The sequence below is a fragment of the Micromonospora qiuiae genome, assembly GCF_016863555.1.
Taxonomy (GTDB): domain Bacteria; phylum Actinomycetota; class Actinomycetes; order Mycobacteriales; family Micromonosporaceae; genus Micromonospora; species Micromonospora qiuiae.
In genome coordinates, this window is sequence record NZ_BOPC01000084.1 from 1 (window position 1) to 19,071 (window position 19,071).

21 protein-coding genes are annotated in these 19,071 nt (G+C 69.3%); 17 read left to right on the plus strand and 4 right to left on the minus strand.

From position 1 onward, the window contains the following. Nucleotides 1-7: 7 nt before the first annotated feature. Nucleotides 8-463, minus strand: a complete 456-nt coding sequence (locus Vqi01_RS24680; protein WP_204037237.1) for a hypothetical protein — start codon at nucleotides 461-463, stop codon at nucleotides 8-10. A gap of 36 nt (nucleotides 464-499) precedes the next feature. Between Vqi01_RS24680 and Vqi01_RS24685 the strand changes: the two genes are divergently transcribed. The 6 genes from Vqi01_RS24685 (at nucleotide 500) to Vqi01_RS24715 (ending at nucleotide 6,381) form a co-directional block, all read left to right on the plus strand. Continuing rightward, nucleotides 500-1,087, plus strand: a complete 588-nt coding sequence (locus Vqi01_RS24685; protein WP_204037238.1) for an HD domain-containing protein — start codon at nucleotides 500-502, stop codon at nucleotides 1,085-1,087. Next, entirely contained in the window at nucleotides 1,084-2,061 is a 978-nt protein-coding gene (locus Vqi01_RS24690) for an aminoglycoside phosphotransferase family protein (RefSeq protein ID WP_204037239.1), read from the plus strand. Before Vqi01_RS24685 ends, Vqi01_RS24690 begins: the two co-directional genes overlap by 4 nt. Next, a complete protein-coding gene (locus Vqi01_RS31020; protein ID WP_239098638.1) occupies nucleotides 2,058-3,158 on the plus strand; it encodes a radical SAM protein in 1,101 nt (366 codons plus the stop codon). The genes Vqi01_RS24690 and Vqi01_RS31020 overlap by 4 nt, the downstream gene beginning before the upstream one ends. Beyond that, the gene (tmk, locus tag Vqi01_RS24705) at nucleotides 3,155-3,790 is read left to right on the plus strand and encodes a dTMP kinase (protein WP_204037240.1); all 636 of its coding nucleotides are present in this window, start codon (nucleotides 3,155-3,157) and stop codon (nucleotides 3,788-3,790) included. The genes Vqi01_RS31020 and tmk (Vqi01_RS24705) overlap by 4 nt, the downstream gene beginning before the upstream one ends. Further along, a complete protein-coding gene (locus Vqi01_RS24710) occupies nucleotides 3,775-4,566 on the plus strand; it encodes an endonuclease/exonuclease/phosphatase family protein (RefSeq protein ID WP_204037241.1) in 792 nt (263 codons plus the stop codon). The genes tmk (Vqi01_RS24705) and Vqi01_RS24710 overlap by 16 nt, the downstream gene beginning before the upstream one ends. Nucleotides 4,567-4,866: 300 nt before the next feature. After that, nucleotides 4,867-6,381 (plus strand): helix-turn-helix domain-containing protein, encoded by a 1,515-nt coding sequence (locus Vqi01_RS24715; RefSeq protein ID WP_204037242.1) that lies wholly within the window; start codon nucleotides 4,867-4,869, stop codon nucleotides 6,379-6,381. Here the strand turns inward: Vqi01_RS24715 and Vqi01_RS24720 are convergent. After that, nucleotides 6,348-7,409, minus strand: coding sequence for an NAD-dependent epimerase/dehydratase family protein (locus tag Vqi01_RS24720; RefSeq protein ID WP_204037243.1), 1,062 nt, complete (start codon nucleotides 7,407-7,409; stop codon nucleotides 6,348-6,350). The genes Vqi01_RS24715 and Vqi01_RS24720 overlap by 34 nt on opposite strands. A 563-nt stretch (nucleotides 7,410-7,972) precedes the next feature. Between Vqi01_RS24720 and Vqi01_RS24725 the strand changes: the two genes are divergently transcribed. Together Vqi01_RS24725 and Vqi01_RS24730 are read left to right on the plus strand one after the other, a co-directional pair. Continuing rightward, nucleotides 7,973-9,397: a helix-turn-helix domain-containing protein gene (locus Vqi01_RS24725; RefSeq protein WP_204037244.1), complete on the plus strand. Its 1,425-nt coding sequence runs from the start codon at nucleotides 7,973-7,975 to the stop codon at nucleotides 9,395-9,397. Beyond that, nucleotides 9,394-10,101 carry a creatininase family protein gene (locus tag Vqi01_RS24730; RefSeq protein ID WP_204037245.1) on the plus strand — a complete coding sequence of 236 codons (708 nt, stop codon included), beginning with the start codon at nucleotides 9,394-9,396 and terminating at the stop codon, nucleotides 10,099-10,101. Before Vqi01_RS24725 ends, Vqi01_RS24730 begins: the two co-directional genes overlap by 4 nt. 527 nt (nucleotides 10,102-10,628) lie before the next feature. Here the strand turns inward: Vqi01_RS24730 and Vqi01_RS24735 are convergent. Beyond that, complete coding sequence (locus Vqi01_RS24735; RefSeq protein ID WP_204037246.1) at nucleotides 10,629-11,180, minus strand: class IV adenylate cyclase; 552 nt, start codon at nucleotides 11,178-11,180, stop codon at nucleotides 10,629-10,631. A gap of 333 nt (nucleotides 11,181-11,513) precedes the next feature. Here Vqi01_RS24735 and Vqi01_RS24740 point away from each other — a divergent pair, with 333 nt between their 5' ends. The 9 genes from Vqi01_RS24740 to Vqi01_RS24780 are packed head-to-tail and all read left to right on the plus strand — an operon-like array spanning nucleotide 11,514 to nucleotide 18,475. Next, nucleotides 11,514-12,266: a dTMP kinase gene (locus tag Vqi01_RS24740; RefSeq protein WP_204037247.1), complete on the plus strand. Its 753-nt coding sequence runs from the start codon at nucleotides 11,514-11,516 to the stop codon at nucleotides 12,264-12,266. Then, on the plus strand, nucleotides 12,263-12,652 hold the full coding sequence (gene queD / locus Vqi01_RS24745; protein ID WP_204037248.1) for a 6-carboxytetrahydropterin synthase QueD: 390 nt from the start codon (nucleotides 12,263-12,265) through the stop codon (nucleotides 12,650-12,652). The genes Vqi01_RS24740 and queD overlap by 4 nt, the downstream gene beginning before the upstream one ends. Before the next feature lie 17 nt (nucleotides 12,653-12,669). Further along, nucleotides 12,670-13,365 carry a 7-carboxy-7-deazaguanine synthase QueE gene (locus Vqi01_RS24750; RefSeq protein ID WP_239098639.1) on the plus strand — a complete coding sequence of 232 codons (696 nt, stop codon included), beginning with the start codon at nucleotides 12,670-12,672 and terminating at the stop codon, nucleotides 13,363-13,365. After that, nucleotides 13,355-14,278, plus strand: a complete 924-nt coding sequence (locus Vqi01_RS24755) for a carbohydrate kinase family protein (RefSeq protein ID WP_204037250.1) — start codon at nucleotides 13,355-13,357, stop codon at nucleotides 14,276-14,278. Before Vqi01_RS24750 ends, Vqi01_RS24755 begins: the two co-directional genes overlap by 11 nt. 10 nt (nucleotides 14,279-14,288) lie before the next feature. Continuing rightward, nucleotides 14,289-14,912: a dTMP kinase gene (gene tmk / locus Vqi01_RS24760; RefSeq protein WP_239098640.1), complete on the plus strand. Its 624-nt coding sequence runs from the start codon at nucleotides 14,289-14,291 to the stop codon at nucleotides 14,910-14,912. After that, nucleotides 14,909-16,294, plus strand: coding sequence for an NAD(P)/FAD-dependent oxidoreductase (locus Vqi01_RS24765; protein ID WP_204037251.1), 1,386 nt, complete (start codon nucleotides 14,909-14,911; stop codon nucleotides 16,292-16,294). Before tmk (Vqi01_RS24760) ends, Vqi01_RS24765 begins: the two co-directional genes overlap by 4 nt. Further along, nucleotides 16,291-17,232, plus strand: coding sequence for an endonuclease III domain-containing protein (locus Vqi01_RS24770; protein WP_204037252.1), 942 nt, complete (start codon nucleotides 16,291-16,293; stop codon nucleotides 17,230-17,232). The genes Vqi01_RS24765 and Vqi01_RS24770 overlap by 4 nt, the downstream gene beginning before the upstream one ends. Continuing rightward, entirely contained in the window at nucleotides 17,229-18,086 is an 858-nt protein-coding gene (locus Vqi01_RS24775; protein WP_204037253.1) for a hypothetical protein, read from the plus strand. The genes Vqi01_RS24770 and Vqi01_RS24775 overlap by 4 nt, the downstream gene beginning before the upstream one ends. After that, nucleotides 18,077-18,475, plus strand: a complete 399-nt coding sequence (locus Vqi01_RS24780) for a hypothetical protein (RefSeq protein ID WP_204037254.1) — start codon at nucleotides 18,077-18,079, stop codon at nucleotides 18,473-18,475. Before Vqi01_RS24775 ends, Vqi01_RS24780 begins: the two co-directional genes overlap by 10 nt. Before the next feature lie 5 nt (nucleotides 18,476-18,480). Here Vqi01_RS24780 and Vqi01_RS24785 read toward each other — a convergent pair whose 3' ends face one another. Then, a complete protein-coding gene (locus Vqi01_RS24785; RefSeq protein ID WP_204037255.1) occupies nucleotides 18,481-18,969 on the minus strand; it encodes an NUDIX hydrolase in 489 nt (162 codons plus the stop codon). Nucleotides 18,970-19,071 lie beyond the last annotated feature (102 nt).

Genomic DNA, 19,071 nt, shown 5'->3' on the forward strand with positions numbered 1-19,071 from the left:
GTAACACCTACTGCCGGTCGCTCTTAGCCAGCTCCACCGATAGCACCCGCCGCAGGGCCGCCACCGCTGGCTTTGCTCCGAACCGCTGCGCGGCCAGCCGCTCGGCACGGCCGACCGCGGTGAAGATCTGCTCGGGGGGTGCGTCCCGCAGCACGGCGACGAGCCAGCCTTCCAGATCCACCACGTCGGCGGGCAGTTCCAGGGCCGCAGGTGTCGGCGCCGGCCGGGGCGCCTGGTCAGGGACCGGTTCCCCGGCCGAGGCGTACCGGCCGGCGGGAAGGCCCACCCGGAAGGGATGGACGCACACGGCGACGCCGTCGGCAGTGGAACGCCACCCGAGGTCGGGGCGGTAGGCGAACTCGGGTCCGGGCCGGTCGACCACGTCGAACTGGCCCGGCCCGAGCTGCTGAGCGGGACACACGACGCAGGTCTGCTCACACCAGTGCGGAAGCGGCCCGGACATGGCGCCGATCGTACGGCAATCAGGAGGTATCAGGGTATGACGGTCTTATCCCCTCCCCGTCCTGCCGTCGTCGACCGCGCCCTGCGGGACGCCAAAGCGTGGTGCGCGGGGCACACCATCGATGACCGGCCGGCCCTGGTCCACGCGGTCCGGGTCGCGGTGACCATCGGCGAACACGTGCCCGCGCCGCCGCAGGAGGTGATCGCGGCGGCGCTGCTGCACGACGCTCCAGACCTCGCCCCGCCCGCGCCGGACGTGTATGAGGTCCTCACCGCCGGCTACGGGCCCGAGGTTGCGCGGATCATCGCCGCGCTCCAGGCCGAACATCAGGCCCTCGATGACCCAGAGCCACCCATCTGTGTCGATGACCAGCCGGTGCTGCTCGCCTCGGCCGCCGACAAGATCGTCGCGCTGACATCGCTACTGCGCCGGGCGCGAGCAACCGGCGACGTCACGGGCTTCTTCGCCCGGCGGCCGGTGCTATGCGGGCTGCTTCCGCACTTCCGGGCCTTCCAGCAGGCGGCCTGTCCGCGGGTGCCGGCCAGCATGTCGGCGCATCTCGACGCCGTCCTCGCCCGGATCGAACAGGTCACCGCCGGCATCCTCCCAGCGAGTGCGCGGTGAACACTTCCAGGCTCGACGAGCACCTCGTCACGCAGCTGCGATGTGACCTGCTCACCGCCGCCCGGCGGGTACCGACCGGGCGGCAGGCCATCCAGCAGTGGGAGCTATCCGCCGTGGAACGGCTGTTCTTCGCCGACGGCAGCAGCCTGGTCTGCAAGGTCGCCGCCGCGCCGTTCACCGGCGAGGCGACCGTGCTGCGGGCGCTCAACGAGCGGGGAGCCTCAGTTCCGGTGCTCCACGGCTACGCGATGCGCCCCCAGACGCTGGGCATCCTGGTGGACGACCTCGGCGCCCCGGCCCGGGCAGCAACCGCGGCGGAAGCCGCGGTTGCTGCCCGGTGGGTCCACGCCGCTGCCGGCATCACCGGGCTGCCAACATTCGACCAGGCGGGCCTGGCGCGGCTGCCCGGACAGGCGCTCGACGCGCTCGACGCGCTCCGGCGGCAGGGACGTTTCCCCGACTCCAGGCCAATCGAGGAGTCGCTGCAGCGGCTGGCCGCCGTCGCGCAGGCCAGGGCCGACGGGGCCGAACGGCCGCCCTTCGGGCTGTGCCACGGCGAGTTCCATCGCAGCTCGCTGCACGTCAGCCGTACCGGATGCCGCCTCGTCGACTGGGCCAAAGCGTTCACCGGACCAGGCCTGCTCGACCTGGCGACCTGGTTCGGCACCCGCACGCCACCCGAACCCCGTCTGCTCGCCCGACTCATCCGCGCCTACGTCGCCGCAGGCGGGCACCCGGACGCGGAAGCCGACCGGGGCGGCCTGCCCGCCGCCCGGTGGGCGCTGGGCTGGCACCGGGTCTGGGCGGCCTGGTGGTTCCTGACCACCGCCGCCGCCGGCCACCACCGGCCCGACACCGACCGGCGTCACGCCCAGGTCGTGCTCCGGCAACTCCACGGGGCCGCACAGCTGCTCGAAGCGGCACCACCTGCCAGCGCCGCCCGTCTACCAATGGAAGCGGGAAACTCATCGTGAAACGTCTTATCGTCGACACCCACGCCTCGTCCTGCTACTTCCGCACCTCTGTGGGCGGGGACGGCCGCAAGGCGCTGGTGCAGATCACCGAGCGGTGCAACCTGCACTGCGCCCACTGCTTCGTCTCCTCCACCGCCCAAGGCTCCGACCTGACGCTGGAGAACTTCACCACCCGGGTCCTGCCCCGGCTGCTCGACGCCCGGGTGCAACGCATCACGCTCACCGGTGGAGAGCCGTTCGTCCACCCCGACCTGATCGCCATATGCCAGGCCGTGGCCGACCGAGGGCTGCCCGTGGGCATCTGCACGAACGCGACGCAGACCACCGACGAACACATCGCCGCCCTGACCGCGCTGGACAATGTCCACATCAACGTGTCCTTCGACGGATTCCGCCCCGAAAGCCACGGCAAGTTCCGCGGCAACCAGTCGTCGTTCGCCACCACACTCGCTACCACCCGCAAGTTCGCCCAGGCCGGCCTGCTGAAAGGGCTTCTGTCGACGCCCAATGCGCTGACCGTGCCGGAGGAGTTCGCCGACCTGTGTGCCTTTGGCGTGCAGGTCGGCGCCGAGTACGTCTTGATGAACCCGCTGTCGTCCTTCGGACGAGGGGTGAAAAGCCGCGCACGACTGGCCGCCACCACGGCGACGATGAACGCCATCCGCGCGGTGACCGAACGCTTCGCCGACCAACTCGACCTCGTACGTATCCGCTTCCCCAACGACGAACTGCCGCTGGGCGGCTGCGACGCCGGCAAACTGATCTACGTCTTCGTCGACGGGCAGGTCGCGATCTGCCCCTACCTCGTCTTCGCCGCCCGCACACCGGTCTCCCAGCACCGCGAAACCGAGTTCCTGGCCGGCAACATCCTTGCCGCAGGCATCACCACCGACCTCGACAGCCACGACTTCCACACCCGCTACCGACCCGGCGGGAATCCGACCTGCGGCTCCTGCGCGCTCGGCGGCCAGTGCGGCAAGGGCTGCCCCGCGGCGGTCGTCGCGGCAGGCGGGCGCATCGGCGACGTCGACGCCGGCCAGTGCCCGGTCACCGCCCCGCACGACCGGCGCCTGCTGCCGCTCACCCCGCAGAGGTGATCAGCCTGTTCATCGCCATCGAAGGACCCAACGGAGTCGGCAAGAGCACCATCGCCCGCCTCCTGGCCAACCGCCTCGCCGACCTCGGCCCCGCCGGCGTGCACCTGACCGCGGAACCCAGCCGCACGCCGCTGGGCCAACTCCTGCGACGGCAGGAAGACTTCCTCCACGGCAAAGCACTCGCACTCGCCCTCGCCGCCGACCGGGCCGCGCACATCGAAAACGAGATCATCCCCCGCCTCGACGACGGCTTCCACGTCGTCACCGACCGATACGTCGCCTCCTCGCTGGTCCTGCAACGCGTCGACGGCCTCGACCTCGCCGAAATCTGGTCCTACAACCGGTACGTCCTACCCGCCACCGTCATCTACCTCGAAGACGACCCCGACGTCATCCGCGCCCGACTCGAAGCCCGACCGCACCTGACCCGCCTCGAACGCGCCGGCACACCCGAACAAGAACTCGCCCACTACCGCGACGCGGCCCGACACCTACACCGACAGGAATGGCGCCAACACACCGTCGCCTGCAACGGGCTCACCCCCGACCACATCGTGACCACTATCCTCAGCCTCCTACCCGCCGACCTGCCCCTAACCAGCGAGGCCCCGCAAACGTGCTGTCCATCCTGACGATCAACATGCAAGCCGCCGCGCCAACCCGCGCGCAACGCCTGCTCACCTGGCTCCTGAACCGCGACGACGACGTGATCATCCTGACCGAGACCAGCAACGGCCCCGGCACCCAACACCTCCTCACCGAACTCCGCGCCGCCGGCCTCACCGTCACCCACCAGCCCTCACCCGACCGCGACCGCGGGTGCGCCATCGCCACCCGCGTCCCGAGCCGACCCGCCCCCCACCTCACCGTCGGAATCAGCCTGCCCGGCCGCGCCCCCGCCATCATCCTCGACACCGACCCCGCCGTCAGCGTGCTCGGCCTGTATGTGCCCTCCAGCGACCGCGCACCCACCAAGGTCGCCAAGAAACGAGCCTTCCTCACCACCGTCCAAGACACCCTGGCCGCGATGCACGCCGCCGACCGGGCTCATCTCGTGGTGGGCGGGGACTACAACGTCATCAGCCGCGACCACCAACCCCGCTACCCCGGCTTCCTCACCTTCGAGTACGAGTTCCTCGGCACCCTCGCCGCACTCGGGCTCACCGACATTCACCAGCGCCTGCATCCCGAAGCGCAGGCCCACAGCTGGATCGGCCGCGGCGGCAACGGATACCGCTTCGACTACCTCCACGCCGGACCTGGACTGCAACCCCACCTGACCGCCGCCGAATACCTGCACCAACCCCGCCTGAACGGGCTCACCGACCACGCCGCGCACAGCGTCGACATCGACGTCCCAGCTACCGTCAAACGCGGTGCCGCACTCGCAATGCCGACACCGCTCTGAGAAGGCCGTACATTCCCTGGACTTCACGAGGGCCTCGACGGCGCGGCGCTGGGGGCCAAGGCACCGACAAGACATTGACAAAATTCCGACAACCGCTCGCCATCGAGCGGCACGGCCCGTCGAGATACTCCCCACGCTGGGCATCTGCCCGCAGGAGAGACGGGCGTCGGTAGAACTCGCTGGCAAGGTACTGCCCAGACGGGGCGCGCACCGGCAGCAGACAGTCGCACCTACCGTCACCCACAGCAGCTAGGGTCTAGCCCATCGTTACCGCAGCGTCCGCCGTTGGGAGAAGCGGCCATGGCCGACAGCGACGAGATCAAGACCGCCTGGAGCCACCTCGGCCGTACCCTCGCGCAGCTGCGCGTCGCCGCAGGCCACACACAGCACGGGTTCGCCCGGCTCGTCCAGTACGGACGCAGCTCCGTCGCCAACACCGAAACTGGTCGTCAACAACCCGACCGGGCTTTCTGGGTGCGCTGCGACAGCGTCCTGCAGACCGGAGGGGTCCTCGCCGAGGAGTACGACAGGATTGTCTTTCTCGCACGACAGCGGCAACGAGATTCCGCGATGCACGCCGCGACACGCTCCCGGCTCGCCACTGCGGCGGCCGGCGAGCCCGCAGACACTTGCACCCAGGCAGAGGCCCGGCGACGCCGGCCGGTGGATGCCGCGTCGGCGCAGCGGGGTAACGCCGCTGAGCCTCGACAGGCCATCACCAATTCCGGCAGCATCCCATTGGATCGCTCTTTTCTAGGCAGGGACGGGTTTGCCGACGATCGGGCGGACGCGTACGTTGACGTCGAGCGTTCGATCATGAACGCCGCCCGGGAAACGAGCGAGCACGCAATGGATGCAGGGGCGTGGGCCGTGTCAGACGCCACCATCGAGCAGCTACGCGAGGATGCGGCCCGCATCGCGCGGGACTTCGCGCGGCTAACCCCGGCGGACGCAGTGAGTGAGACACTGCGCCTGCGTAACCTCGCCGTCGCGCTGTTGGAACGGACACGGCGACCCGGACAGCAACGCGATCTCTATCTGATCGCCGCGCAGGCAGCCGCGTTGCTCGCCAGTGAGAGCGCGGATCTGGGCCTATGGCCGTCGGCGATGCAGTACGCGCGTGCGGCATACACCTACGGCGAGGTCACCGGACACGACGGCGTACGGGCGTACGCACGCGGCATGCAAGCGACAATCGCGTATTGGACCGGGCAACCCGCCGAGGCGGTCGGGTACGCCGAAGCGGCGGTGGCTCTCGCGCCAGCGGGCGTGGCCAGGGTCCGAGCCCTGTCTATCCTGGCTCGCGCCTGGTCGCACCATGGCACCGGGGACGACGTTCGTCGAACGATCATGGCCGCCGAAGACGCGCGTGGCACCATGGGGCAGGACCTACTACACGACATCATCGGCGGTGAGTTCGGCTACACCCCAGCGCAGCAGGCACGCAATGCGAGCACCGCCTGGCTGAAGGTCGGGCACACGGAGCCGGCCATCGCGGCGGCCGTCGCCGCGCTGGACCTGGCCGACGACGGACCAGGCAACGAGTGGTTCACTGTGCCAGCCGAGGCGAGGGTGGACCTGGCCACCTGCCAACTGCTCACCGGTCAGCTCGACGCCGCGCAGGAGACGCTGGCTCCGCTGTGGTCCATTCCCACAGACTGGCGACGGGCCGGCCTGGCGGGACGGCTGCACCGGGTGTATCGCGTGCTGTCAGCACCGCGATGGCGCAAGGTGCCCCAGGCGCGCCAGGTGGCAGAACTCGCCTCCAGTTTCGGCACCACTCACGGGAGGCCGCCTGCATTGCCGCCGGCCTGACCAGACTGCTGCCATTCCAGCAGCAGCTCCGCTTCCCGTTCGGCGGGAAGTCCATGGTCTGCGGCACGACCCGCCTCGCCCTCGCCCGTGATCGCGGTGCCGCCGCCGTTCATCCATGCCCAGGTGTCAGCGATCGTCTCTCGAAGTGGCCGGCATTGCAGCCCCGCTGCGATCGCGCGGCTGCTGTCCACGTTCCAGACTCCCTGGTTGGTGCGCCACAGCGGCAGCTCGGTCCACTGCTGCACTCCCTGGCTCACCAGCCAGTCCGGATCCACCCAGACCGGTTCGGTGTCCGCGCCGGTCACCGCGATGCAGCCCTCGACCAGATCGGCGAACGTGGGCTGCCCCATCGGCGCGGTGACGTTGAAGGCACCTGCCAGCCGGGATGAGGCGCAGTGCAGGGCGAACTGGGCGACATCACGCACGTCGACCGGCTGGATCGGGCGTAGGCGTGGGCCAGGGGCCAGAAGTTGCCCGCCGCGGGCGGACCGACCAAGCCACCACGTCAGGCGCCCGACGTACTCGCGGGGGCCAAGGATGACGCCTGGACGCAGGATCGTCGACCGCTCGGTGCCGACGGCCGAGAGGACAGCGCGTTCACACCCCGCCTTGAGCGCCCCGTACTGGCCTGCGTAGCCCAGATCCGCCCCGAACGTCGCGTCCGCATCAGGCGGGCACCCGAACAGCGCTGAGGCGTCGTCCAGCGGCTGGTCCGGCCATCCTGTATACACGTTCACCGAGGACAGGAAGACGTAGTGGCCGGTCACCGGCCCCAACTCCGTCGCCGCGTTGAAAACCTGGCTCGGGACGTAGCCGATCGTGTCTACGACCGCGTCCCACGGCCCGCGTTCGGCGAGCCGCCGCAGGTCTTCGACACGTTCCCGGTCACCGCGCACCGCTTCGACGCCGACGAGATCTGGCGCAGAGGTGCCGCGATTGAACGTGGTGACCGACCAGCCGGCGCTGAGGGCGAGTTCACCGACCGCGCGACCGAGGTACCAGGTCCCACCAAGGATGAGAAGCCGCATTGTTCCATCATCGCCGATCATCACTCAAGCTCGCCTTTCTGGGCTGCTTCGACGAGATACCCACCGCATATCCGGTGTCGCCGGTCGTCAAGCAAAACGGCACGAACTCAAGGACCTGATGAAGCTGTCGGCAGCCAATCCGCACCGTGTCCCGCCTTGCTCATGACCGCCTCCGCGCCCCGCCACCGCCACGTCCCGTTGGGGAGGTCAGCTGTACTCAGCCGGTCTGTGCGGCCGAACCTGCCCTTCCTCCTCGACCACAACGAGCCCTCGCGACCGGCACTGCGCCGACCGTCTCCGCGAGGCATCCCCCAGCCGACAAAATATTGACAAAACGCCGACACCGCGCGCCTCCTCCAAGTTCCAGGCTGGGTCGGGATAGGCGATGCCGCACGATGAGCTGCCCAGACCCGAATGTTGAGGCGTGTGATCGATGTCGCGTGCCGATCTTGTGGGAGAGCGCTGGATGAGCCCGGACGGCAGGCGCTAGGCGCCACAGCTACCAGGAGCCGCTAGGGTCTAGCGCACCGTAACCGCAGCCTCCGCCGACGAGGAAAGCAACCATGGCCGACAGCCACGAGATCAAGAGCGCTTGGCGCGACCTCGGCCGTACCCTCGCGCAGCTAAGGATCGCTGCAGGACACACGCAGCACGTGTTCGCCGGGCTCGTGCAGTACGGGCGCAGTTCTGTGGCCAACACCGAGACCGGCCGTCAGCAGCCCGACCGCGCCTTCTGGGTGCGGTGCGACATGGTCCTCCAGACCGGAGGTGTCCTGGTCAAGGAGTACGACCGAATCGTCGCTTCGGCTCGTCAGCAGCGCCGTGCATCGGCGCTGCGCGGCGCTGCACGCTCCACCCCCGCACCCTTGCGAGCCGAGGCCGCCCACGGTGACGACGATGGGGCGAACCACCAGTCAGGCGATGCGCTGATAGTGCTGTCTGCGGCTGGTACCGGCCCTGCGCGTACGGTCGCTCTTGATCTGGCCGACCCCAGTAGCGGACCTGCTGACGAGGCTCGCACCGGCCCGCAGAGCCTCCCGCGCCAGGGGCAGCTGCCGGCGCTGCGGGAGTTGGGCCCGGTCAACCCCGCGCTGGTGCCGCACTGGATGGGCATGCTGCGGATCCTCGCCGCCTCCCATGATGCGTTCGGACCGCGGCGGATCCACGATGTCGTGCGCGGGGAACTGGCGATCATCCACCACCACGGCGCACGCGCCGAAGGGCAGACACGACGGGAACTGCAGCGAGTCGAGGCGCGCTGGGCTGAGTTCGCGAGCTGGACGGCGGACAATCTCGGCGACGGCCACGACGCCAGCTACTGGCTCCGACGAGCGCTGTCGCTGGCCCGCGACGCGGACGATGACCAAATGGTCGCCTACGTGCTCATGCGTCAGGCCCAACGCGCTACGGAACGGCGCGACGTACCCGAAGCATTGAACCTCGCGCAGGCGTCAGCGCGCGGCACCAGCCTTGTCGCTCGGGATCGCGCGCTTTGCGCCGTCCGCCTAGCCCAGGCAAACGCCCTCGCCGGCGAGGCGGGCGCGTGCTGGGCCGCGCTCCGGCACGCGCAACAACTGGTGGCCGTCGCCGTAGACCGTGACGAGCCAGACGCGATCGGACAGCATTGTGGACCCGCCTACGTCATCGCCCACGAGGGCCAGTGTCACCTGCTTCTCGGCAAGTCCGATCGCGCTGCCACGATCCTCGAAGAGGTCCTTCAGGGCTGGCCAGGCGCGTACCGCCAGGACGAGGGAATGACGAGAACCTGGCTGGCGACGGCGTACGCGCTACTCGGCCGCATCGACGAAGCCGCCGAGCAAGCCGACACCGTCCTCGCGCTGGCCGCCGAGACCGGATCGACCCGCCTCACGAAAGCGCTGCGCCGCGTGGACACCGAACTCGCCGCCCACACGACCCAGCCATCCGTACAGCGCTTCCGCGCCCGATATGCCCTCGCCGCACAGATCAACGGCAGAATAGGCGCGTGAACCTGTGGACAATCGCCACCGCGGCCGACGAGTCCCACCGCCGAGCAACGGTCGCCATCCTGCCCATCGGCAGCTTCGAACAACACGGCTCCCACCTACCGCTCGCCACGGACACCATCGTCGCAAGCGCTATCGCCAGCGCCCTGGCGGAGCGCTACCAGCTGTTCTTGCTACCACCAGTGACGATCTCGTGCTCCCACGAACATGCCGGCTGGCGCGGAACCGTCAGCATCAGCTCGACAACCCTCAGCACCATCGTCACGGACATCACGGCGTCTCTGCACCGGCAAGGCGTCGACCGTCTCGTGCTGGTCAACGGGCACGGCGGCAACTATGTGCTGTCCAACGTTGTCCAGGAAGCCAACACCGATCGACCACGGCTCGCGTTGTTTCCCAGCCGCCGGGATTGGGACAAAGCCCGCCACGACGCGGGGTTGGACAGCACCGGCCACGACGACATGCACGCCGGGGAGATCGAGACGTCGCTCCTGCTGCACGTCGCACCCGAGAGCGTCGGTGCGGAGTTCGACAAGTCCGATCATCTCGCGGAACGGCCGCACCTGCTGATGCTCGGCATGTCCGCCTACACCGACACCGGCGTCATCGGGCAACCGTCGCTGGCCACCGAAGCCAAAGGACGCGCCGTGCTCGCCAGCCTCGTCCACAGCTTCGAGGACACGCTCAACCTGCTGAGGCGCCCATAGGCAACCACCACGCCATGTGGCTCCAGGAGTCCGCCTCCGCAGTCGCGAGATCGTCACCAGACTCACCATCCTCGTCGTCTTCGATCACGTGAGGACTTCTACGACTCACTCGACCGCACCTGCCGCGCACCGCATCCGTCAGGCCTGCATCCCGCCTTCATCGCCGGTCTCGCCACCGCAGACCTCGTCGGCACCTGCGAGCGCCTCGACAACCCGGACGCTCCCGTCTGGTCGAAGGTTCACCTCAGCCCTCGGCGGCGGCACCATCGCCTACGACCCCGACACCGGCACACACTTGAGCCGCACATCCACCCTGACCGTCGGCCTCAAGGCACACAGCGCCCACACCGGCCACCTATCGCCGCGACCGTCCAGTTTCTCACCGAGATCGTCAACGTGGAGATCGCCGAGCCCGCCGAGCCCGCGCTGCGGCGGGTCCGCCAACCGAGCGTCTACGACGTGCCGCTCCTGCAGTTCCCCTGAACTCCGTCTGGTGGCTCACCGCCATGTCAGGGCACCTCGGCCGCCTACACGGACGGCTCGGGCACGTTGGCGGCCCGAAGCAGGGAATCGTAGGTTTGCGCCACACGCTCGACTGCAATCCCCAGCGCCATGACCTGCTTGTGCAGTCGCTCCTGCGTCGCCGCGCCAGCCTCGTCCTCCCGAGCCATGGTCTCTAGCTCCAGAAAGGTCCCCAGCCCGTCGACGGCATCCAGGCAGATGGTCACCGCACCCCAGGCGCCGACTCTGCGGGTCTTGATGATCTGCACTGTCGGCGTGAAGCCCATACTGAGCAGCGCGCCGTGCATCTGCCCTCGGTCAGCGACTACTGTCTCGTGTTCCAGACAGGCCAGCTCGTTGTTCATCGGCCGCTTCACGGTGAATACGTGCCGGCCGGCCTGCGTACGCAGCCGTGCGAAGGGAACGCCCCGTTTGGACATCCCATAACGCCACGAAGAGGGTGCGTACGCCTGATCGTCTTGGCGTACCGGCTCGGACAGCGCGATGCCTCGGTCAGCAAGCGCCGCCAGTAACGCAGGCTTGTCCCTCACCAGGTACTTGACCTCAACCTCTTGCACCGTGGCAGCCTATACACCCCATGGTAGGCCCTTGCCGCCACGCGGCCGTACTACCCAAATTTGGCAGCGTTGAGCTGGACTCGGTGCTGGGCATCCGATTGTCGGCGGATTGTCGGAGCCGACCGGCAGGGCTTATCGACATGGGCGAACACTTGGTGGACTCACCTCAAGAGTCGTGGCGCGGCCCATCCCAGCGGGGACCGATGGGTCCGCCAGGGGGCGTCCTCAAGGCATCGTCAGGGACGCCGTGTGCGGATGCCCCGCAGCGGGTTCGAACGAGATCCGCATCGACATCTGGGGCGGCGTTGCCGTTGAGAGAGGGGAGCGCTTGTCATGGGTCTGCCTCAGGCGTTGGCCGGGCAGGAGATCGCCGGGAACTGCGGGCGGTTCATCTGCCTTGAGGGGATCGACGGTGCCGGCAAGACAACAGCTGTTGGCCGTGTCGTCGATGCGTTGCGGCGCCGTGGGATCCCAGGCGTGGTCTTCGACAAGAAGAGTACCCAGTTCGGCTCGGATTACGTGCGCCGCCATGCCCGCGAGCTGCGGGCGTTGATCTGGGAGCACCCCGCAGACGACCCGTACCTCGAACTGGGTGACATGCACTGGGTGTACCTGCAGGCCGCCTGGTACTCGGCCGCAGCGCACTGTGCGGTCCGGCCGTTGATCGAGGCCGGGCAGGTGGTGGTGACGGACACCTGGACCTATAAGTTTCTGGCAAAGCTGGCGATGCGCCCGGATGTAGATCTTGCGGCGGCGGCCTCGGTGTTCGATGGGTTGCCGCAGCCGGACCTTGTCGTCCGTCTGGACCTCGACCCTGTGACAGCCGCAGGTCGCAAGGCGACGTTCGGCATCAGCGAGGCGGGCAACCACGAGGGCGACGTGGCGCTCACCCGGGACGCCTTCGTCGGCTACCAGCGGCGCTTGGCCGAAGTGCTCGACGCGTGGACGGTTCAGCACGGCTGGACGTCTCTGGACGTCAATGGCATGTCGCCGCAGGAAATAGGTGAAGCGATCGCCGAACTGGTCGTGGCCACGCTTGGTGTGCACCAGTCAACATCGGCACCTGTTGGCACGGCTGGTCGGTGATCGGCGTGTGGCGCATCGGCAAGCGCTTTTCTTTCGACGCCTCGCACCGTCTGCCGGGCTTGCCTGAGGGGCACAAGTGCGGTCGCCTGCATGGGCATACCTACACCGTCGAGGTGGTGGTGGAAGGCGACTCGCTCACCGGACCGGGTTTCGTGACCGACTTCGGTGACCTGGCCCCGTTCGGCCAGTACATCAACGACCACCTCGATCATCGGCACCTCAACGACGTCCTGGGCGTCATCGCACCAACCAGTGAGCGGCTGGCCTGGCACCTCGCGCAGTGGCTGAAGGACCACCTAGCTGACTCGCTGGGCGGCCGGCTCGCTGTGGTCCGCGTGTCCGAGACGCCCAGCAGCTGGGCCGAATACGTCCTGGACCTGACGTGAGCACCATGCTCCCGCCGATGTCGGACCGGCGCCTACTGCTGGCGGAAGTGTTCGGCCCGACGTTTCAGGGCGAAGGCCCGTCGACCGGCCAGCAGGCGATGTTCGTCCGACTCTCACGGTGCAATCTGCGCTGTCCTGGCTGCGACACCCCCTACACATGGGACACCCGCCGCTACGACCTGCGGGAACATACGGTCGCCGCATCCGTCGAGGCCGTCATAGCGCAGGTGCTCGCGGCACCGCCAGCCTTGGTGGTGATCACAGGCGGGGAGCCCGTGCTGCAACAGCCCACGGTGACCGCTCTGGCAGAGCGGCTCGCCGCCGCCGGACGCCGGGTGGAGATCGAAACCAACGGCACGATCGCCCCAAGCTCCGCGCTGACCGCCGTGGTGGACCGGTTCAACGTCTCGCCGAAGCTGCCGTCGTTCGCCGCCGACGGTGACCAACCGATCAACGGCGCTGCGCTGGCGGCGTTCGTGGCGACGGGACGGGCGGTGTTCAAGTTCGTCGTCATAGGGCCGGGCGATTTCGACGCGGTCGGCGACCTTGCCGAGCGGTACGGGTTGGCGCCGGTGTGGGTGATGCCGGAGGGCACTCGTTCCGGACGGGTTGTGGCCGGCCTTCGCGGTGTGGCGGACGAGACGCTGCGGCGTGGGTGGAACCTGACGGGTCGACTGCATGTGCTGCTGTGGGAGGACGCCCGTGGACGCTGACCTGGGCGCGCCCCGGCTGGTGGTGGTCGACGGTGTCTTCGTCGACCGGATCAGCACACCGCTACAGCGCGGGGTGCGGGTACTTGGAGGCGGCGGGCTATACGCGGCGCTGGCTGCGGCGACCCGCACCACCGTTGGCCTGGCCGGGATCTGCAGTGACCACCCGTTAACTGCAGGCCAGCCATGGTGGCCCGCGGTCGGCGATGCGGGTCTGATCACCATGCCTGGCCGTTGCCTCGCCTTCGACATCAGCTACGACGGCGGCGGCCGGGCCACCTACCGCACCGACCACGGCGGCGATGAGCAGGACCTGCAGCCTGGTCAGGTGCCGCCGCTCTACCGGGGCGCCGCCGGGTTCCACCTGTGCGCCCTGGGCGACCCCGGCGTTCAGCTGCGATACGCGCCAGCCCTGCGCGCGATGTCCGGTGCCCGGCGTGCTCGGATCAGCGCCGGCACGTTCCTGGCTCGCGTCGCCGCCGACCGCAGCTCGGTGCTGCGGATCCTCGACGCCTGCGACGTGTTCGTGTGCTCGGCGCCGGAGGCCGCCGCCCTGGCTGGCGTGACGCACGTGGCGGACGCGCTGACGTGGCTCGCTCGGGCCGTCGACGGGTCGGGGCGGGCGATCGTGGTAACCGACGCGCCCCAGGGCTGTCATGTCCTGACCAACGACGCCGTGCAGAGGATTCCGACGTTTGCTCGCCTTGCCGTGGATCCCACCGGTGCCGGCGAGGCGTTCGCCGGGGCGCTCGCGGCGTGCCTGGTCGAAGGTGACGAGCTGTTGAGTGCAGCCGGGCACGCGTGCGCCGTCGCGTCGTTGGTGGTGGAGGACTTCGGCCGGCGGCGTTGCTGCACCCCGACCAACAGGTGCTGGCCACGCGCGTGGCCGCCCTGCGCCGTTCCGTCGTCGAGGTAGGGAGCTGACAGTGAGCCTGTTCGTAGCAGTGGAGGGCATCGACCACAGCGGCAAGACGACCCTCGTCGAGGGCCTGTGCCAGACGTTGACCGGCCGGGGTGTCGCCGTCGGACGGCACAAGGAGCCCACCAGCGCACCGATCGGAAGCCTTCTGCGGAGCTTCGCGGTCGAGGAGCCTGCCTGCCCGGCCGCGTTGGCGTTGTTGTCGGCGGCCGACCGGCACCACCAACAGCCCACGTTGCGGGCACTGCTGCGTGAGGCTCAGGTCGTCATCTCCGATCGGTATTACCTGTCCGGGCTGGCGTATCACCTCGCCGACGGGATCGATCCCGCCTTCTACGCCTCCTCCTGTGCGGGCGGCGTGCGGATGCCGGACGTGTATCTGTACCTCGACGTGCCGGTGCCGGTGGCAGCGGAGCGAGTGGACCGCCCACCGGACAGCCGCTGGGAGACACGAGAGTTCACCAGCCGTCTACCGGGCGCCTACCACACCTGCCTTGCCCTGCTGCGCGGCCAGGGAGCCGACGTCGTCGGTCTCGACGCGCAGCAGCCGGCCCCCGCCGTCCTGGCCTCCGCGTTAGCGGCGATCGAGGACCGGTTGTCCGCCCCCACGTTGAGAGGCAACGCCCCATGACAAACCTGCGCTGCACCGCCCTGATTCTCGGTTCCGGGCCAGCGGGACTGTTCGCCGCCGACGCCCTGCTGCGCGCTGGTGTCACCGACATCGTGATCACCGAACGGGGCCGGCCGATGACCCGGCGGGTCTGCCCGCCCGGCCCTCGCTGCATGTGCCCCACCTGCCCCGTGTTGGAGGGCGAAGGCGGGGCGGGCTCCTTCTCCGACGGAAAGATCACTCTTTCGGCAGTACGGGGCACGCACTCCCAACGGCTGTTCACCGACATCCAGGCGGATCAGCTCGACGTCATCGCCGCAGCGGTTCGCCGCAACGTCAGCGACGCCGTCGATTACGCCCCCGTACCGGAACTGTCCGCCCTTGCCGGGCACGAGACGCGACTGCGCGGCGAGTCATACCCGCTACTACACGTGGGATCCGACGGCATCCGCGAATTCGGCCGTCGGTTCAGCGCCGAACTCCAGGACCGCGGCGCGCGGCTACTCACCGGCGTCGACGCCACCAAGCTGCGCATCATCAACGGCAAGGGCGTCGGAGTCGTCGGCCGCGACCACTCGGGTCCGCTCACCATCGACGCCACGGCGGTCATCGCTGCGGTCGGCATGGTGGGCACACCCTGGTTGGAGCAGCAGCTCACCGCCGCCGGCGTGACGCTGGAGACCGGGCCGGCGGACATCGGCATCCGGCTGGAAACCTCGGCTGCCGCCCTTGACCCGCTGATCGGCCAGTTCTACGACTTCAAGGCTCACCACACCAGCGCAGGCGGCATCGACGTGCGCAGCTTCTGCGTCAACGGCCACGGCTACATCGTCAACGAGTTCCACCGCCCCCTGAACATCCGCGGCGTCAACGGCCACTCGTTCCTGCACCGGCGCAGCGACCTATCCAACCTGGCGATCCTGGCCACCATCACCCAGGCGTTCGCCCCCGACCCGAAGGCGTACGTCCGCGACACCGCGCGGGCCGTCACCGCCGCCACCGGCGGCTACCCAGTCCGGCAAGCCCTCGCCGGGTTCCTCCCTGACGGGGCGACCGGGCAGCCGCTCGGCGTGGCCGCGTCGAACCCGAAGACCCGCGCCGGTGACCTGCGCGCGGTGCTGCCGCCGCCGTTGGCGGAGGCGTTTGCCAGCTACATCACCGCACTCGGCGCAGCCCTACCGCCGGTGCTCGCCCCGGACACCGTCCTGTACGCACCAGAGATCAAGTACTACAACTACCGCGTCCCCATCGACCCAGACACCTGGCAAAGCCGCGACATTGACGGCCTGTATGTGGTGGGGAACGCCGCTGGCTACACCGCCAGCCTCTCGGCCGCCGCCCTCAGCGGCCTGATCGCCGGCCAAGCCATCGCCGACCACGCCCGGGTGGCGAGCCAGCGATGAGCGGCACCACCGAGTTCGACCTGCCGTTCGCCACGCCGCCGGACCTGGACGCCACCATGGATATTCAGATCCCCGCGCTGGCCTGGCAGCCCGGTCCGGCAGGCGGCTACCGGCGGGTGCTACACCTCGGCGGCCACCCGATCGTCGTCACCGTCCGCCAGTGCGACGGCGGCCTGCGTGTTACCGCCAGTCGCCCTCACGCCGAACTACCCGGACTGCTGCGGCGGATGTTCCCGATCCAGGTCGCCGACCTCGACCTCGGAACGAACCCCGTCTGGGCACAGTTGCAGGCCCGGTACGGCGGTGTGATCGTCATGTGGGCACCGCCGTTCGAGGCGCTGGTCATCACCGTGCTGTCGCAGAACCGCACAGGCGAGATCGTCCGCGGCGTCTACCCCGCGCTCGACCAGCTCTGCGGTGGTCTGACGCCGGAGAGCTTGGCCGCCCTCGACCGGACCGTGCTGCGTGCCGCCATCCGCTCCGCGGGGCCCTGGAAGGCCGACCGGCTGGGCCAGCTCGCCGCGCTGGTCGCCGTCGAGGGACTCGACCGGTTCGACCAGCGCATCATGCACGGCCCACCCGCCGACGCGTTGGCCTACCTTGACACCCTGCCCGGGGTGGCGCACAAGACCGCTGCCTGCGTGCTGGTGTTCTCCGCCCGCACCACCACGACCATGCCGGTCGATGTGCACCTGTTCCGCGTCGCCGACCGGCTCGGCCTGGCCCGCCACGACGGGAAACTCACCCCCAGCGTGCGCGACGCCGTGATCGCCCAGCTGCTCACCCACGGCACCGACGTCGCGCTGGCGCACTTCGTGTTTCTGCTGGTCGGGCGGACCACCTGCACCGCCGGCCCGCCCGCCTGCACCGCCTGCTTCCTGCACCGCGGCTGCCGCCACGCCAGCGGCCTCCGACCGAACGAGGAGAACAAACGTTGATCGACGTCGCAGTCATCGCCAGTACGCCGCACCTGGCCGGCCTGTCCACGGCCGGCAGCATCGACATGGCGCTGACCCACCTCGTCCTCACCGAACCCGCTCAGGCCGCACATTTCGCCGCGCGCGCCCAGTCCAAGGTCCGGGTCGTGCTCGACAACAGCGCCTACGAGCTGGAAGACACCACCGGTCAAGGTATGAGCGCCGAGGCCGTCCTACGCGCCGCGCACCTGATCAACCCTGCGGTCGTCATCTGCCACGACGTGCTCTACGACGGACCCGCCACCGTCGAAGCCACCCGCCGATTCCTGGCCGAGGCCGCGGACCTGACCGAACCTGGCCGGTTCACGTATATGGCCGTGCCGCAGGGCTCCACCCGCCGCGAGTGGCTCGACTGCCACGCCCGGTTGGCCGACCTGCCCGGCGTCGGCATGATCGGTCTCAGCAAGCTGTCCGTGCCTCGCTGCTTCGCCGGCCCGGTCGCTGAGGCCCGACTCGACTGCCTGGCCGCCCTCACCGACGGCGGCACCCCGCCACCGCTGCCGATGCACCTGCTCGGCGGCGACCGGTCCCTGATCTGGGAGCTACGCCAGCACCGCGAGCGCGGCTACGACACGTTCATCACGAGCAACGACTCGTCGTTCGCTTTCTGGTACGCCGCCCACGATCTGCCGGCCGACGGCCGCACCGGCCGGGCTGAGCGGCAAGCCCCGGACAAACCCAACCTGCACGACCATGTCCTCGACCCGGTGCGGCTCGCCGCCGCCCACAGGCACGTCGCTCTGCTGCGCGACGCGGCCGGACTCCCATCCCTGCCCGCCGAGACGCCGAGTGAGCAGGAGGCGGCATGGCACTGACCCGACACATCCACGTCACGACCCAGGTCGAAGGGCTGCACCGGTGGCCGGACGCCGGCCCACCCGACGAGTACCTCGCCGCGTCTCACCGGCACCTGTTCGTCGCCTCCGTCGAGATCTCCGTCGAGCACAGCGACCGAGAATTGGAGATCAACGCGGTCGCCCGCTGGCTCACCACCGTCCTCGGCTCGTTCGCTGAACCGCCCGACCGTCCGGACGGGCCGCTGGACTTCGGCGCCCAGAGCTGCGAGCACCTCGCCGAAAGGCTCGTCGCAGCGATCACCGAGCGGTACGGCACGCACCGGCGGGTGCGCTGCACGGTGGCCGAGGACGGCATCCTCGGCGGTGGAGTGCAGTGGGACCCCGACCCGGCGGAGGCCGGCCAGTGAACCCCTCAGACCAGAGCACTCGCGGCTGCGGTCAGATGCCCACGCATCAGGATCCCGTCCCGGCGCAGCCCTACCTCAATGTCCCGTGCGGGATAGCGGGCGACGTCGGCGTCGTTGAGAATCCGCATCACCGTTGGGTGCGGCTGCACCTCATCCACCGATGCCTGCAACACCCCGTCCACGTGATGCCCGCCAGCGGTCACCCGCGTCGCGGTGCCGGCGCGGAACGCGAACATCACGAAGTGGTAGGAGCCGTCCTCGGCGCGGATCTCGTACACCCCGGTCGGCGTCAGCTCGCCCACCTCGAAGCCGGCTTCCTCCACCGTCTCCCGGCGGGCCGCGTCCTGCGCCGACTCCCCGAACTCGACCTTGCCGCCCGGCAACAGCAGCCACCCCGCGTACGGGCCGCGCTGCTGCCGCACGAACACCACCTGACCCGAAGCGGTGGGTACAACCGCCAGCGCGGCGATGGTCGGCTTCGCAGTCACAATCACCCGTCCCCGGTACGGAGGCAAACGACGCCCGCACCTCGCATCAGAGGTCGCCGGCCAGGCAAGAGGCGCCCGTGGCACCCTACCGCCCGTCTACTGCGCGCC

What these genes read in the sequence shown, in the direction of transcription:
- Vqi01_RS24680 (WP_204037237.1), bottom strand. Translation starts at nt 463, where the DNA reads ATGTCCGGGCCGCTTCCGCACTGGTGTGAGCAGACCTGCGTCGTGTGT.
- Vqi01_RS24685 (WP_204037238.1), top strand. Translation starts at nt 500, where the DNA reads ATGACGGTCTTATCCCCTCCCCGTCCTGCCGTCGTCGACCGCGCCCTG.
- Vqi01_RS24715 (WP_204037242.1), top strand. Translation starts at nt 4,867, where the DNA reads ATGGCCGACAGCGACGAGATCAAGACCGCCTGGAGCCACCTCGGCCGT.
- Vqi01_RS24720 (WP_204037243.1), bottom strand. Translation starts at nt 7,409, where the DNA reads ATGCGGCTTCTCATCCTTGGTGGGACCTGGTACCTCGGTCGCGCGGTC.
- Vqi01_RS24725 (WP_204037244.1), top strand. Translation starts at nt 7,973, where the DNA reads ATGGCCGACAGCCACGAGATCAAGAGCGCTTGGCGCGACCTCGGCCGT.
- Vqi01_RS24740 (WP_204037247.1), top strand. Translation starts at nt 11,514, where the DNA reads ATGGGTCTGCCTCAGGCGTTGGCCGGGCAGGAGATCGCCGGGAACTGC.
- Vqi01_RS24750 (WP_239098639.1), top strand. Translation starts at nt 12,670, where the DNA reads ATGTCGGACCGGCGCCTACTGCTGGCGGAAGTGTTCGGCCCGACGTTT.
- Vqi01_RS24765 (WP_204037251.1), top strand. Translation starts at nt 14,909, where the DNA reads ATGACAAACCTGCGCTGCACCGCCCTGATTCTCGGTTCCGGGCCAGCG.
- Vqi01_RS24770 (WP_204037252.1), top strand. Translation starts at nt 16,291, where the DNA reads ATGAGCGGCACCACCGAGTTCGACCTGCCGTTCGCCACGCCGCCGGAC.
- Vqi01_RS24780 (WP_204037254.1), top strand. Translation starts at nt 18,077, where the DNA reads ATGGCACTGACCCGACACATCCACGTCACGACCCAGGTCGAAGGGCTG.